This window comes from Actinomycetes bacterium (genome assembly GCA_035489715.1).
Taxonomy (GTDB): domain Bacteria; phylum Actinomycetota; class Actinomycetes; order JACCUZ01; family JACCUZ01; genus DATHAP01.
Genome location: DATHAP010000125.1, coordinates 11,028 through 24,781 on the forward strand (window position 1 = coordinate 11,028; position 13,754 = coordinate 24,781).

At 71.9% G+C, this 13,754-nt stretch carries 14 protein-coding genes; 4 read left to right on the top strand and 10 right to left on the bottom strand.

The window, feature by feature from the left end:
• Positions 1 to 59 precede the first annotated feature (59 nt).
• From VK640_09815 to VK640_09860, 10 genes are read right to left on the bottom strand one after another with little or no spacing between them, the layout of a single operon-like run.
• Complete coding sequence (locus tag VK640_09815) at positions 60 to 1,535, bottom strand: NADH-quinone oxidoreductase subunit N (GenBank protein HTE73478.1); 1,476 nt, start codon at positions 1,533 to 1,535, stop codon at positions 60 to 62.
• Positions 1,532 to 3,043, bottom strand: coding sequence for an NADH-quinone oxidoreductase subunit M (locus tag VK640_09820; GenBank protein ID HTE73479.1), 1,512 nt, complete (start codon positions 3,041 to 3,043; stop codon positions 1,532 to 1,534). Before VK640_09820 ends, VK640_09815 begins: the two co-directional genes overlap by 4 nt.
• Positions 3,040 to 4,992, bottom strand: coding sequence for an NADH-quinone oxidoreductase subunit L (locus VK640_09825; GenBank protein HTE73480.1), 1,953 nt, complete (start codon positions 4,990 to 4,992; stop codon positions 3,040 to 3,042). The genes VK640_09820 and VK640_09825 overlap by 4 nt, the downstream gene beginning before the upstream one ends.
• Positions 4,989 to 5,351: an NADH-quinone oxidoreductase subunit NuoK gene (gene nuoK, locus VK640_09830; protein HTE73481.1), complete on the bottom strand. Its 363-nt coding sequence runs from the start codon at positions 5,349 to 5,351 to the stop codon at positions 4,989 to 4,991. Before nuoK ends, VK640_09825 begins: the two co-directional genes overlap by 4 nt.
• On the bottom strand, positions 5,351 to 5,902 hold the full coding sequence (locus VK640_09835; GenBank protein HTE73482.1) for an NADH-quinone oxidoreductase subunit J: 552 nt from the start codon (positions 5,900 to 5,902) through the stop codon (positions 5,351 to 5,353). The genes nuoK and VK640_09835 overlap by 1 nt, the downstream gene beginning before the upstream one ends.
• A complete protein-coding gene (locus VK640_09840) occupies positions 5,899 to 6,555 on the bottom strand; it encodes an NADH-quinone oxidoreductase subunit I (GenBank protein ID HTE73483.1) in 657 nt (218 codons plus the stop codon). Before VK640_09840 ends, VK640_09835 begins: the two co-directional genes overlap by 4 nt.
• Before the next feature lie 41 nt (positions 6,556 to 6,596).
• A complete protein-coding gene (nuoH, locus tag VK640_09845; GenBank protein HTE73484.1) occupies positions 6,597 to 7,565 on the bottom strand; it encodes an NADH-quinone oxidoreductase subunit NuoH in 969 nt (322 codons plus the stop codon).
• A complete protein-coding gene (locus VK640_09850; protein HTE73485.1) occupies positions 7,562 to 8,134 on the bottom strand; it encodes an NADH-quinone oxidoreductase subunit C in 573 nt (190 codons plus the stop codon). The genes nuoH and VK640_09850 overlap by 4 nt, the downstream gene beginning before the upstream one ends.
• A complete protein-coding gene (locus tag VK640_09855) occupies positions 8,131 to 8,700 on the bottom strand; it encodes an NADH-quinone oxidoreductase subunit B family protein (protein ID HTE73486.1) in 570 nt (189 codons plus the stop codon). The genes VK640_09850 and VK640_09855 overlap by 4 nt, the downstream gene beginning before the upstream one ends.
• Positions 8,697 to 9,068: an NADH-quinone oxidoreductase subunit A gene (locus VK640_09860; protein HTE73487.1), complete on the bottom strand. Its 372-nt coding sequence runs from the start codon at positions 9,066 to 9,068 to the stop codon at positions 8,697 to 8,699. The genes VK640_09855 and VK640_09860 overlap by 4 nt, the downstream gene beginning before the upstream one ends.
• A 90-nt stretch (positions 9,069 to 9,158) precedes the next feature.
• Here VK640_09860 and VK640_09865 point away from each other — a divergent pair, with 90 nt between their 5' ends.
• From VK640_09865 to VK640_09880, 4 genes are all read left to right on the top strand, one after another.
• Positions 9,159 to 11,042 carry a 2-oxoacid:acceptor oxidoreductase subunit alpha gene (locus tag VK640_09865; GenBank protein ID HTE73488.1) on the top strand — a complete coding sequence of 628 codons (1,884 nt, stop codon included), beginning with the start codon at positions 9,159 to 9,161 and terminating at the stop codon, positions 11,040 to 11,042.
• Complete coding sequence (locus VK640_09870; protein HTE73489.1) at positions 11,039 to 12,115, top strand: 2-oxoacid:ferredoxin oxidoreductase subunit beta; 1,077 nt, start codon at positions 11,039 to 11,041, stop codon at positions 12,113 to 12,115. Before VK640_09865 ends, VK640_09870 begins: the two co-directional genes overlap by 4 nt.
• The gene (gene rarD / locus VK640_09875; GenBank protein HTE73490.1) at positions 12,112 to 13,059 is read left to right on the top strand and encodes an EamA family transporter RarD; all 948 of its coding nucleotides are present in this window, start codon (positions 12,112 to 12,114) and stop codon (positions 13,057 to 13,059) included. Before VK640_09870 ends, rarD begins: the two co-directional genes overlap by 4 nt.
• Before the next feature lie 88 nt (positions 13,060 to 13,147).
• Positions 13,148 to 13,705 (top strand): hypothetical protein, encoded by a 558-nt coding sequence (locus VK640_09880; GenBank protein ID HTE73491.1) that lies wholly within the window; start codon positions 13,148 to 13,150, stop codon positions 13,703 to 13,705.
• Positions 13,706 to 13,754 lie beyond the last annotated feature (49 nt).

The window sequence follows — 13,754 nt, forward strand, 5'->3', positions numbered from 1 at the left end:
ACTAGCCCTGCGGCGGATCTGTGGACGTCGCCGAGAGCCCCAGTCGCCGAGAGTCCCGGTCACCCGAACCGCAGGATGGTGTCCGGCAGCACCGAGAGCAGGACTGCTGCACCGAGGGTCATCCCGATGGCCACACCGTCGGACCACGAGATGCGGTACGACGGCGGGCCCTGCGCCGGGTCGCCCGCGGGGCGCGCGTAGATCAGCGCCGCCCATGCCAGGTAGTAGAAGAGCCCGACCACCACGTTGACCGCCATCACCAGGGCCAGCCAGCCGGCCCCGGAGTCGACCGGCGCCTGGAAGACGACCACCTTGGCGAACAGTCCGAGCAGGCCCGGCGGCAGCCCGGCCAGGCAGGCGAGGGAGAACGCAAGGGCGAAGGCCGACAGCGGCTCGGTGCGGGCCAGCCCGCGGTAGTCCTCGAGATCGTTGGCTGGCCGGTGCCGGCCGACCAGCGTGACGATGCTGAACGCGCCGAGGTTCATGACGCCGTACGCGAGGACGTAGGCGACGGTCGCGGGCAGCACCGCGTCGACCTCGCCGACGGTCGCCGCACCGAGCGGGACGAGCATGTAGCCGGACTGCGCCACCGACGACCACGCGAGGAGGCGCACGGCGTGACGTTGGCGCAGCGCCGCGAGGTTGCCGACAGTCATCGTGAGCGCAGCGACGACGGCGATCGTCGGTCCCCAGACGTCGGCGTAGGGCGCGAAGCCCTCAGTCAGCAGCACCGCGAGGCCGACGAAGCCGGCCGCCTTGGAGACGACGGACAGGAACGCCGCCACCGGGACGGCCGCCCCCTGGTAGACGTCCGGCGCCCAGAAGTGGAACGGCACCGCGGCCACCTTGAAGCCGAAGCCGGCCAAAGACAGCGTCACGCCGAGCACGAGCACCGCGGTCCGGTCGCCGGGCACGTCGAGCGCGGTGGCGATGCGGTCGAGGTGCACGTGGCCGGTGACGCCGTAGACCAGGCTCAGACCGAAGAGCATCACCGCGGTCGACACGACGGAGACCAAGAACAGCTTCAGCGCCGCCTCGCCCGCCCGAGGGTCGTCGCGGCGCAGCGCCACGAGGGCGAACGCGGGCAGCGACACCACCTCCAGTGCCACGACGAGGGTGAGCAGGTCGCGGGCCGCCGCCAGGGTGAGGGCGCCGGTCACCGAGGCGAGCAGCAGGAAGAAGTACTCGCCGGACGGCAGCCGGTCGTCGCGCACCGTGTCGATCGACAGCAGCACGACGACTGCCGCACCGGCCACGACGAGCGCCTGGAAGACGAGGGTGAGGTCCTCGACGACGTACGAGCAGGACGGCAGCACCAGCCCGCCGCCGCCGACGCAGAAGGTCTCGCGGCGGTCACCTGCGAGCGGGACCAGCAACGCGCCGGCGACGACCAGCCCGCCCAACGCCAGCCAGCCGGTGACGGCGCGCCGGGCCGCCGGGAGCAGGGCGTCGACGACGACGACCGCCACCGCCACCAGCGCCACCACCAGCGGCGGCGCGACGGCGAGGTAGTCGATGTCCTGGACGACGCTCAACCGACGATCACCCGCTGGGCTGAGAGCAGCGTCTGGACCACCGGGTCGCTGGCGTCCAGCAGCCAGCCCGGCCACAGCCCCAGCACGAGCACCAGCGCCACGACCGGCGCCCAGACCAGCAGCTCGAACCGGCTCGCGTCACGCATCAGCACGGCGTCGCGCCAGGCCTGGTAGCTCGTGCCCTGCGCGACCCGGCGCAGCATCGACGCGAAGTACGTCGTCGTGAGGACGACACCCAGGCCGGCGAGCGCCATCAGGACGAGGTAGTAGGGCCGGTTGAGCTCGGTCGCAGGGTCGAACGCGCCGAGCAGCACCAGCATCTCGCCCCAGAAACCGGCCAGCCCGGGCAGGCCCAGGCTCGCGACGGCCGCGAAGGCGAGCAGGCCGCCGAGCCGCGGCATCCGCTCGTACAGCCCGCCGCCGAGCACCGCGATGGACGCCGTGTGGTGCCGGTCCTTGATCGCACCGACGAGGAAGAAGAGCAGACCGGTGATCAGGCCGTGCGCGATGTTGGCGTAGAGCGCACCGTTGACGCCGACCGGCGTCAACGTCGAGATGCCGAGCAGCACGAAGCCCATGTGGCTGACCGAGGAGAACGCGATCAGCCGCTTGAGGTCGGTCTGGGCCAGGCAGGCCAGTGAGCCGTAGACGATGCCGACGACCGCCAGGGCGCCGAGGAAGGGCGCCACCACCTCGGCCCCCTCGGGGGCGACCGGCAGCGCGACCCGGACGAACCCGTAGGTGCCCATCTTCAGCAGCACGCCGGCCAGCAGCACCGAGCCGACCGTCGGCGCCGCTGTGTGGGCGTCGGGGAGCCAGGTGTGCAGCGGCCACATCGGTGTCTTGACGGCGAAGCCGAGGCCCAGCGCGAGGAAGGCGAGCACCTGGATGCCGCGTGACATGTCGGCGCCCTGGCGGTCGGCGAGCTCGACCATGTCGAAGGTGCCGGCCTGGCTGCCGACGAGCAGGATGCCGACGAGCATGACGACGCTGCCGAGCAGCGTGTAGAGGATGAACAGGTTGGCGGCGCGCCGCCGGTCGCCGGGCACCGAGTCGTCGCCCCACTGCGCGATGACGAACCACATCGGCACCAGGACGACCTCGAAGAAGACGAAGAACAGCAGCAGGTCGAGGGCGACGAAGGTGCCGACCATGCCGACCTCGAGCAGCAGGATCAGCCCGACCAGGGCACGCAGCCGACCGGCCTCGGGGCGTACGCGCAGCAGGTAGGCGGTGCAGAGCGCGGTCAGGCCGCAGGTGAGGAGCAACAACGGCGAGGAGACGCCGTCGACGCCGAGGTGGAGACGCAGGCCGAGTGTCGGCACCCACTCCACATCGGTGGCCGCGTCGGCGGCGACCGCCCAGCCGGCGACGGCGAAGGTCGCGGTGGTCACCGCGAGCCCGAAGCGCACGGCGAGCCGCTCCGCGCGGCGCGGCGGTGCGACGAGCAGCCCCAGCGCGCCGGCAGCGGGCAAGGCGAGGAGCAGGGGCAGCAGCAGGTCGGTCACGACGCGAAGGTCACCACCCCGGCCACGAGCAGGAGCACGCCCGCCAGCAGCCCCGTCAGGTAGGCCTGCACGGTGCTGCCCTGGGCCCGGCTGACCCACTCGGAGAGCCGGCCGGTGCCCTGGCCGGTGTCGCGCACCGCCTCGCCGACGACGGCGTCGTCGGCCCACCCGACGGCGCGGGTGGCGACCCGGACCGGCTGCACGAACGCCCGGTCGTAGAAGTCGTCCACGAAGAAGGCGTGCTCGAAGGCGCGGCGCTGACGCAGCTGCGCGGTGGGGTCGGCTGCGGGCGCGCGCCGCCACACCAGCCAGACCGCGAAGGCGCCGATGACGGCGAGCGCCACCGACAGGGCCGAGGTGACCGGTCCGACGTGCAGAGTCTCCTGCGCGATGTCCGGCTGCTCGGTCACGAGCGACGGGGTGCTGCCCAGGGCCGAGACAGTCGTCGCCGCCCAGTCCGGGAGCCACTCGTCGCGCAGGCCGACCAGCCCGAGCAGCACCGTCGGCACGGCGAGCAGCACCAGCGGCCAGCGCATCACCGGCGACGACTCGTGCGCGGCGACGGGGCTGCGCGGCCGGTCGAAGAACGTCATCAGCCAGAGCCGGGCGACGTACGCCGCGGTCACCGCGACGGTCAGCAGACCCACGACGAGGACCAGCCAGCCGGTCCACGCGTAAGCCGGGCCCTCGTGGTGGACGGCGGTCTCCTCGGCCGCGCCGAGCACCGCCTCCTTGGAGAAGAACCCGGCCAGGGGCGGGACGCCGGCGAGGGCAGCGAGCCCGAGCGTCATGGTCAGAAAGGTGACCGGCATCAGCCGGCGCAGCCCGCCCATGTCCGGCATCAGGTTGGTGCCGACCGCGTGGATGACCGCGCCGGCGGCCAGGAAGAGCAGCGCCTTGAACGCGGCGTGGGTGAGCAGGTGGAACTCGGCGGCCACGGCCGAGCCGACGGAGAGCGCCGCGAGCATGTAGGCCAGCTGGCTCACCGTCGAGTAGGCGAGCACCCGTTTGATGTCGTCCTGGCCGAGCGCCGCCATCGCCCCGCCGAGCATCGTGATGCAGGCGATCACCGCCATCACCGCGAGGGTGGCCGGGGCCAGCAGGAAGACGTCGAACAGTCGCGCGACCAGGTAGATGCCCGCGGCGACCATGGTGGCGGCGTGGATCAGCGCGCTGATCGGCGTCGGGCCGGCCATCGCGTCGGGCAGCCAGGTGTGCAGCGGGAACTGCGCCGACTTGCCGACGACCCCGCACAGCAGCAGCAGGGTGGCGATCGTCGCGGTGTGGCCCGACCAGACGTCGGTGGACAGGGTGCCGGGCAGGTCAACGCGACCGTTCTCGACGGCTGCGGTGGTGACGGCGGCGTCCATGCTGAAGGAGCCGACGGTGGTGCCGACCAGGAAGATGCCGAAGAGGAAGCCGACGTCGCCGAGCCGTGTCGTCACGAACGCCTTGACGGCCGACGCGCGCGAGCCCTCCTGCTCCCAGTGGTGGCCGATCAGGAAGTAGGAGCAGACGCCCATCACCTCCCAGCCGACCAGCAGCACCATCAGGTCGTCGGCGAAGACCACGAGCAGCATGGCGGCGGTGAACAGCGAGACCAGCGCGGCGTACGACGAGTAGCGGGGGTCGCCCTTGAGGTAGCCGATCGAGTAGACCTGCACGGCCAGCGCCACGGCGCAGACGGCGACCGAGACCACCGCGGCCAGCCCGTCGACGCGGAGGTCGACGCCGATCGGCGGTCCGCCGGTGGGCACGTCCGCCAGCCGGGCGCTCTCGTAGAGGTCGCCCGCGAGGGAGCGGCCGGCGAGCAGGAGCGCAGAGAGGAAGGCCACCGAGGCACCGGCCACCGCGACCGGCACCACCAGCCGCGGCCAGGTGCGCCCGCCGAGCAACCCGACGACGGCAGCCAGGAAAGGCGCGCCCAGGGCGAGATAGGCCGGGATCACGACGCCTTCTCCTGCACCGGCTCTGCGTCGGTCGCGGCGACGGCCTCCGGCTCGGGCTCGCGCAGCTCGGTGAGCTGGTCGAGGGACGACGTCTCGCGTTGCCGGAAGACCAGCAGCACGATCGCCAGGCCGAGACCGACCTCGGCGGCGGCGATGGTGATGACGAACAGCGTGAAGACCTGGCCGGCCAGCAGCTCGTCGCGCAGCCAGACGTCGAATGCCACCAGATTGATGTTGACCGCGTTGAGCATCAGCTCGACCGACATCAGCACGAGGATCGCGTTGCGGCGGGCCAGCACGCCGTAGACCCCGATGGAGAAGAGCAGGCCGGCGAGCACGACCGGCAACAGCAGCGGCATCAGCGCCCGTCCCCGTGGCCGCCGCCGGAGGGGTCCGCCGCGCCGATGTCCCGGCGCGACAGCACGATCGCCCCGACGAGCGCCGCCAGCAGCAGCACGGAGAGCACCTCGAAGGGCAGCACCCAGCTGCGGAAGACCGCCTCGCCGGCCGCCGCCGACGAGCCGCCGACGTCGTCGGACGACAGCTCGATCCGCTCGCCCCGAAAGGCGTCGACCGACGAGACGACGACGATCCCCGCCAGGCCGAGCGCCACCACAGCGGCCGCGACCCGCTGCATCGGTGGCGCGTCGAGGTCGGCCGAGACCCCGATCGGCGCCCGGGTCAGCATCAGGCCGAACAGCAGCAGCACGACGACGGCGCCGACGTAGATCAGCACCTGCACCCAGGCGACCAGCTCGGCGGACAGCAGCAGGTAGCAGCCGGCGATCGCGCCGAGGCACACGACCAGCCACAGGGCGGCGTGCACCAGCTGCCGGGTGGTGACCACCAGCAGCGCAGACCCCAGCGCGACGACACCGAGCAGGCCGAACAGCGCCTCGACCAGCGTCACCGCTCGTCCTCCTCGGGCGCCCAGACCACCCCACCCAGCGAGCGCCGGCCGGTCGGCGGCGCCTCCGGCGCCGCGACCTCGGGCGTGACGGGCTCGGCCGGAGCCGGCTCCACGGGCTCGGCCGGAGCCGGCGCGGCTGCCTCGGCCTCACGACCGTGCCGGGACGGTCGCTCCGGCCCGGCTCCGGCCGCCGTCTTGGCCAGCGCCGCGGCAGCCGACTCCAGCTCCTTGGGGCGTACGCCGCTGTCGTCGTGCGCGGGTGGCGGCGGGACGGTCGCCATCCACTCGCCGAGCCGCTCCTTGCCGTGGGTGAGGTCGCGGATGTCGAGCTCGGCGTACTCGAACTCCGGGGACCAGAACAGCGCGTCGAAGGGGCAGGCCTCGATGCAGATGCCGCAGTACATGCACAGCGAGAAGTCGATGTCGAAGCGGTCGAGGACGTTGCGCTGCCGCTCGCGGCCACCCGGCGGCGCAGGGATCGTCTCCTTGTGCGAGTCGATGTAGATGCACCAGTCGGGGCACTCACGGGCGCACAGCATGCAGACCGTGCAGTTCTCCTCGAGCAGGGCGATCACCCCGCGGCTTCGCGGCGGCAGCTCCGGCTTGACGTCCGGGTACTGCCCGGTGACCGAGCGGCGGGTCATCGTCCGCATCGTGACGGCGAGGCCCTTGGCGAGCCCTGCACCCGGGATCTTCACGCGACCACCACCGCCACCACCCCCGTGAGAGCCAGCTGGCCCAGCGCCAGCGGCACGAGTCCCTGCCAGGCCAGCCGCTGCAGCTGGTCCTCACGCAGCCGCGGGTAGGCGACCCGCAGCCAGATCACCACGAAGGCCAGTGCCATCGTCTTGACCAGCGTCCACACGACACCGAGCGCCGGCAGCTCGTCGACGAACGGGCCCCGCCAGCCGCCCAGGAAGAGCACCGTCGTGAGCGCCGACAGCACGACGATGCCGGCGTACTCCGCGAGCAGGAACAGCGCGAAGCGCAGGCCGGTGTACTCCGTGTAGGCGCCGAAGATGATCTCCGAGTCGGCGACCGGCATGTCGAACGGCGGGCGCTGCAGCTCGGCCAGCCCGGCCACGAAGAACACGACCGCACCCGGCAGCTGCCAGACCAGCCACCACGGCTCCCACGCCTCGACGATCGCGGGCAGCGACAGGGTGCCCGCGGCCATCGCGACCGACGCCGCGGCCAGGATGAACGGCAGCTCGTAGGCCATCAGCTGGGCGGCCGAGCGGAGGCCGCCGAGCAGCGAGAACTTGTTGGCGCTCGCCCAGCCGGCCATCAGCGAGCCGAGGACGCCGATGCCCATCACGGCGAGGACGAAGAAGAGGCCGGCGTCGAGGTCGTGCCCGACCCAGTCCGGCCCGACCGGGATCGCGACCAGGACCACCAGGTAGGGGATCAGCGCGACCGCCGGCGCGAGCTTGAAGACGGTGCGGTCCGCCGCCGCCGGGACCACGTCCTCCTTCTGGGCGAACTTCACGCCGTCCGCGACCAGCTGGGCCCAGCCGTGGAACCCGCCGGCGTACATCGGCCCGAGCCGGCTCTGCATGTGGGCCATCGCCTTGTGCTCGGTCTGCCCGACGAGCAGCGGCAGCACGAGGAACGCGCCGAGCACCAGCACGATGCGCAGCACCACCTCGAGCGCCTCGGTCACGCCCCGTCCGCCCCCTCGTCCGACGGCTCGGCGGGTACGTCCGGCAGCCCGTCCGGGCGAGGTCCCCACACCGCGGGGTCGGGCACGCCGGGGGGCCGGGTCTTGCGCCGTCCGGGCGACGCACCGCCGTGGGCGTCGGCGTCGGACTCACCCGGCTCCTTGGCTCCCGGCCAGGCCTTGGCCGCCCGCGCGGCGAGCACGAAGTCCTTGCGCAGCGGGTGCCCCTCGAAGCCGTCGGGCAGCAGCAGCGGCCGGAGGTCGACGTGGCCGGCGAAGTCGATGCCGAACATCTCGTAGGTCTCACGCTCGTGCCAGGCCGCGCCGGCGAAGACACCGGTCACCGTCGGGAGGACCGGCTCGGCCGAGGGCACCCGGGTCCGCAGCAGCAGGTGCTCGCGCCGCTCCAGGCACCACAGGTGGGTCACCACGTCGAAGCCGGGCGCGTCGGTGTCGTCGAGCTGGTCGACCGCGGTGAGCCAGTCGAAGTAGTCGAACCCGCGGTCACGGGCCGCCGTGACCTCGGCCACCCACGCCTCCGGCGCGACGTCCACCTCGGCGGGGATGCTCACTCGTCACCGACCGGGACGGTGGTGATCGGGCCGCGCACCGGGGTGGGGTGGTAGCGGTCGGCGAGGGACTCGCCGGCGATCTTCTCCTGCAGCTTGAGGATGCCCTGCAGCAGCGCTTCCGGGCGGGGCGGGCAGCCAGGCACGTAGACGTCGACCGGGACGATCTGGTCGACGCCCTTGGTCACGCAGTAGGAGTCCCAGTAGGGCCCGCCCGAGTTGGAGCACGCCCCGAAGGAGATGACGTACTTGGGCTCGGGCATCTGGTCGTACAGCCGCTTCACGGCGGGCGCCATTTTGTCGGTGACGGTGCCGCTGACGACCATCAGGTCGGCCTGCCGCGGCCCCGGGGCGAACGGGATCACGCCGAGGCGGATGAAGTCGTGGCGGGACATCGACGAGGCGATGAACTCGATCGCGCAGCAGGCCAGGCCGAAGTTGAACACCCACAAGCTGTAGCGGCGCCCCCAGTTGAGGACCAGCCGCATCGGCTCCGGGGCCGCCCGCTGCAGCGCCCCGACCGACGGGGGGCCGACTGATGGCGACGGCAGGTCGACGGCGCCGCTCACGACCACGTCAGCACCCCCTTGCGCCAGGCGTAGAGCAGGCCGACTGCGAGGAACCCGATGAAGACGAACATCTCCACCAGCGTCGTGACGCCGTAGCCCGGCGCGGCGAAGATCGTCGCCCACGGGAAGAGGTAGACCGCGTCGACGGCGAAGATCACGTAGAGGTAGGCGTAGACGTAGTAGCGCACGTGGCTCTGCGCCCAGCCCTCGCCGACCGGGTCGACCCCGCACTCGTAGGTCAGGGACTTGCCGACGCCCGGCACCGACGGCGCCAGCAGTCGGTTGGCCGTGAACGCGACGGTCACGAAGACCACGCCGACCAGCAGGACCAGCCCGACCAGGGCGTAGCCGCCGTAGAAGCCGTCCACCGCTGCTGCCTCCTCGATCTCGCTCGTCGATCTCGGCGCAAGCCGGAGTCTAGGGGGCGTTGCAACCTACGCTGACGTAACCTGGGAGGCGTGCCACCAGCGAAGCACGTGGAGCAGCGCGACCGGGTGATCATCCGGTTCGCGGGCGACTCCGGTGACGGGATGCAGCTGACCGGCGACCGCTTCACGACGGAGACCGCGTCGTTCGGCAACGACCTGTCGACGCTGCCCGATTTCCCCGCCGAGATCCGGGCGCCGGCCGGGACCCTGCCCGGCGTCTCGGCCTTCCAGCTGCACTTCGCCGACCACGACATCATGACGCCGGGGGACCGGCCGGACGTGCTGGTCGCGATGAACCCGGCGGCCCTCAAGGCCAACCTCGGCGACCTCGCCCGGGGCGCCGACGTGATCGTCAACACCGACGAGTTCACCGGCCGCAACCTGACCCGCGTCGGCTACGCCGCCAACCCGCTCGAGGACGGCTCCCTCGAGGCCTACAACGTGCACCCGATCGCGCTGACCTCGATGACGGTCGAGGCGCTCAAGGGCTTCGACATCACCAAGAAGGAGGCCGAGCGCGCCAAGAACATGTTCGCGCTGGGCCTGCTCTCCTGGCTCTACAACCGCCCGACCGAGGGCACCGTGCGGTTCCTCAAGGCCAAGTTCGCCCGCAACGAGGCGATCATGCAGGCCAACCTCACCGCCTTCGAGGCGGGCTGGTCCTTCGGCGAGACGACCGAGGACTTCTCGGTGTCGTACGAGATCAAGCCGGCCCGGCTGCCGACCGGGACCTACCGCAACATCTCCGGCAACCTCGCCCTGTCCTACGGGCTGGTCGCCGCCTCGCAGCGCACCGGACTGCCGCTCTTCCTGGGCTCCTACCCGATCACCCCGGCCTCCGACATCCTGCACGAGCTGAGCAAGCACAAGCGGTTCGGCGTGCGGACCTTCCAGGCCGAGGACGAGATCGCGGCCGTCGGTGCGGCGCTGGGCGCGGCGTACGGCGGCTCGCTCGCGGTCACCTCGACCTCGGGCCCCGGGCTGGCCCTGAAGGCCGAGACGATCGGGCTCGGCGTGTCGCTGGAGCTGCCGCTGATCGTCGTCGACGTGCAGCGCGCCGGTCCGTCGACCGGCATGCCGACCAAGACCGAGCAGGCCGACCTGCTGCAGGCGATGTTCGGCCGCAACGGCGAGGCACCGGTGCCGATCGTGGCGCCGCGCTCGCCCGCCGACTGCTTCGACACCGCCCTGGAGGCGGCCCGGATCGCGACCGCCTTCCGGGTGCCGGTCATCCTGCTCTCCGACGGCTACCTCGCCAACGGCTCCGAGCCGTGGCTGGTCCCGACCGTCGACGAGCTGCCCGACCTGCGGGTGGCCTTCGCGACCGAGCCCAACGGCGAGGAGGACGGCCAGCCGGTCTTCCAGCCCTACCTGCGCGACCCGGAGACGCTGGCCCGGCCGTGGGCCGTCCCGGGCACCGCCGGGCTGGAGCACCGGATCGGCGGCATCGAGAAGGCCGACATCACCGGCAACATCTCCTACGACCCGGCCAACCACGACTTCATGGTCCGCACCCGGCAGGCCAAGGTCGAGGCGGTGGCCGCGACGATCCCGCCGCTCGAGGTCGAGGACCCGTCGGGGCACGCCCGGGTGCTCGTCCTGGGCTGGGGGTCGACGTACGGCCCGATCGGCGCCGCCTGCCGACGGGTGCGCAGCGCCGGCGGCGTGGTCGCCCAGACGCACCTGCGCCACCTCAACCCTTTCCCGGCCGACCTGGGCGAGGTTCTGCGCCGCTACGACAAGGTGCTCGTCCCGGAGATGAACCTCGGCTACGGCTTCGGCGGCCAGCTGGCAATGCTGGTCCGCGCCAAGTACCTCGTCGACGCCATCGGCTACAACCAGATCCGTGGGCTGCCCTTCAAGGCGGAGGAGCTCGCGACCGTCATCACCAACGTGATCGAGGACCTTCAGTGAGCGCCGTTCCGAACCAGCCCTACCCGTCGCTGTCGCTGGTGCCCAAGGCTCCCGAGAAGCAGTCGGCCAAGGACTTCAAGACCGACCAGGAGGTCCGCTGGTGCCCGGGCTGCGGCGACTACGCGATCCTCGCGGCCGTCCAGTCGTTCATGCCGACGCTCGGCCTGGCGCGCGAGAACATCGTCTTCGTGTCGGGGATCGGCTGCTCGTCGCGCTTCCCGTACTACATGGACACCTTCGGGATGCACTCGATCCACGGCCGCGCGCCGGCGATCGCAACCGGCCTGGCGGCGTCGCGGCCCGACCTGTCCGTGTGGGTGGTGACCGGTGACGGCGACGCGCTGTCCATCGGCGGCAACCACCTGATCCACGCGCTGCGCCGCAACGTGAACCTGAAGATCCTGCTGTTCAACAACCGGATCTACGGCCTCACCAAGGGTCAGTACTCCCCCACCTCCGAGCTCGGCAAGATCACCAAGTCCACGCCGATGGGCTCGCTGGACTCGCCCTTCAACCCGGTGTCGCTCGCACTCGGGGCCGAGGCGTCCTTCGTGGCCCGCTCGATCGACTCGGACCGCAAGCACCTGACGTCGGTCCTGCAGGCGGCAGCGGCGCACCGCGGCACGGCGCTGGTCGAGATCTACCAGAACTGCAACATCTTCAACGACAACGCCTTCGAGCCGCTCAAGGACCCAGGCACCCGCGACGACTTCACCATCCGGCTCGAGCACGGGCAGCCCATCACCTGGGGCGCCGACAGCGGCCAGGGCGTCGTCCGTGACCACGACCAGGCGCTCAAGGTCGTGGACGTCGCCTCGGTCGACCCGGCCGAGCTCGTCGTGCACGACGCGCACGCCGACGACCCGTCCCACGCGTTCGACCTGAGCCGGCTGGCGGACATCTCGCTGGCCCGCACCCCGATCGGCGTCTTCCGGGACATCGACCGGCCGGTCTACGACGACCTGATGCGCGAGCAGATCGAGCGCAGCCAGCAGCCCGGCACCACCCCGGGCAGCGGGGACGACGCCCTGGCTTCGCTGCTGGCCGGCTCGGACACCTGGACCGTGTCCTGACCGACGAGCCCCGCACGGAGGCTCGGCGGGGGCTCCTCTACGGCGTCGCCTGCTACCTGATCTGGGGGCTCTTCCCGCTCTACTGGCCGCTGCTCGAGCCGGCCGGGGCGGTGGAGATCATGGCCCACCGGGTCGTCTGGTCCCTGGTCTTCGTGCTCGTCGTCCTGACCGTCCGCCGCCGGTGGGAGTGGGTCCAGCCCCTGCTCGCCGACCGGGCCACCATGGTCAGGCTGTCGCTGGCGGCCGTCCTGATCGCCGCCAACTGGGCGCTCTACATCTGGGGCGTCAACAACGAGCACGTCGTCGAGACGTCGCTGGGCTACTTCGTCAACCCGGTCGTGACGGTCCTGCTCGGCGTGCTGGTCCTGCACGAGCGGCTGCGCCGGCTGCAGTGGGCGGCGGTCGCGGTCGGTGCGGCCGCGGTGGTGGTGCTGACCGTCGAATACGGCCGGCCGCCGTGGATCGCGCTGGGACTGGCCGGGTCGTTCGCGACGTACGGCCTGCTGAAGAAGCAGGTCGGCCCATACGTCGGCGCCCTGGAGTCGCTGACCGTCGAGACCGCCGTCATCGCGCTGCCGGCGCTGGGCTTCCTGGTCGCGCTGGAGCTGCGCGGCGACGGTCAGCTGGGGCACTCCGGGGTCGGGCACGGGCTGCTGCTCGCGTCCGCTGGAGTGGTGACCGCGGTGCCGCTGATCTTCTTCGCGGCAGCCGCCCGACGGGTCCCGCTGAGCATCCTGGGCCTGCTGCAGTACCTGACGCCGGTCCTGCAGTTCCTCCTCGGCGTGCTGCTCTACCAGGAGCCGATGCCCGCGTCGCGCCTCGCCGGCTTCACGCTGATCTGGGCCGCCCTCGCCCTGCTCACCTTCGACAGCCTGCGCCACCGACGGCGCTCGACCCGCCGGGAGCCCGAGCCCGGACCGGAGTCGGTCGAGATCCTGGCCTGATCGTGATGACGACGGCGGCGGCGGATGAACCACCCACGGTGGTCGCTCCGTGTACCTGGACGACACAGTCCAGCGAACGGAGAACACCATGTCGATCCACGTCTCGAGGTCAGGCAGCCGGCTCGCCGGGGCAGCTGGCGTACTCGCTGCCGGGCTCCTGCTCGCCGCGTGCGGCGGCGGGTCGGGCTACGGCGGCTCGGACGACGCCGACAGCCCCTCCGCCTCGACCCAGGCCGCACAGAAGGCCGGCGGCGGGCAGACCGTCCGGACCGGCGACACGGAGTACGGCGACGTCCTGGTGGACGCGAACGGCATGACGCTGTACGTGTTCGACGCCGACTCGCCGGGCACGTCGACCTGCACGGGCAGCTGCCTGGAGTACTGGCCGGTCGCCGAGGCGTCCGGCACCGTGAGCCACGCGGCGGACGTGACGGCGGAGCTGTCGACCATCACCCGCGACGACGGCACCACCCAGCTGACGGTCGACGGGTGGCCGGCCTACACCTACGCCGCGGACTCCGGGCCCGGCAAGGCGACCGGTCAGGGCACGAACCTCTCCGGCGGGCTCTGGTGGGTCATCTCCCCTTCCGGCTCGAAGATCACGACCACGGATGACGACGACACGGGCGTCGGCGGCGGCTACTGAGCGTCCGCGGCCTGATCGTCGTGAGCTCCGGCCTCCCCGCGCAGTTGCG

Bases quoted from the DNA above. Each gene is read 5' to 3' on its own strand.
- nuoK (HTE73481.1), bottom strand. From the start codon at position 5,351: ATGCCGCTGCTGTTGCCGGTCGTGCTCGCCGGCCTGCTCTTCTCCATC.
- VK640_09880 (HTE73491.1), top strand. From the start codon at position 13,148: ATGTCGATCCACGTCTCGAGGTCAGGCAGCCGGCTCGCCGGGGCAGCT.
- VK640_09840 (HTE73483.1), bottom strand. From the start codon at position 6,555: ATGCGGACGATGACCCGCCGCTCGGTCACCGGGCAGTACCCGGACGTC.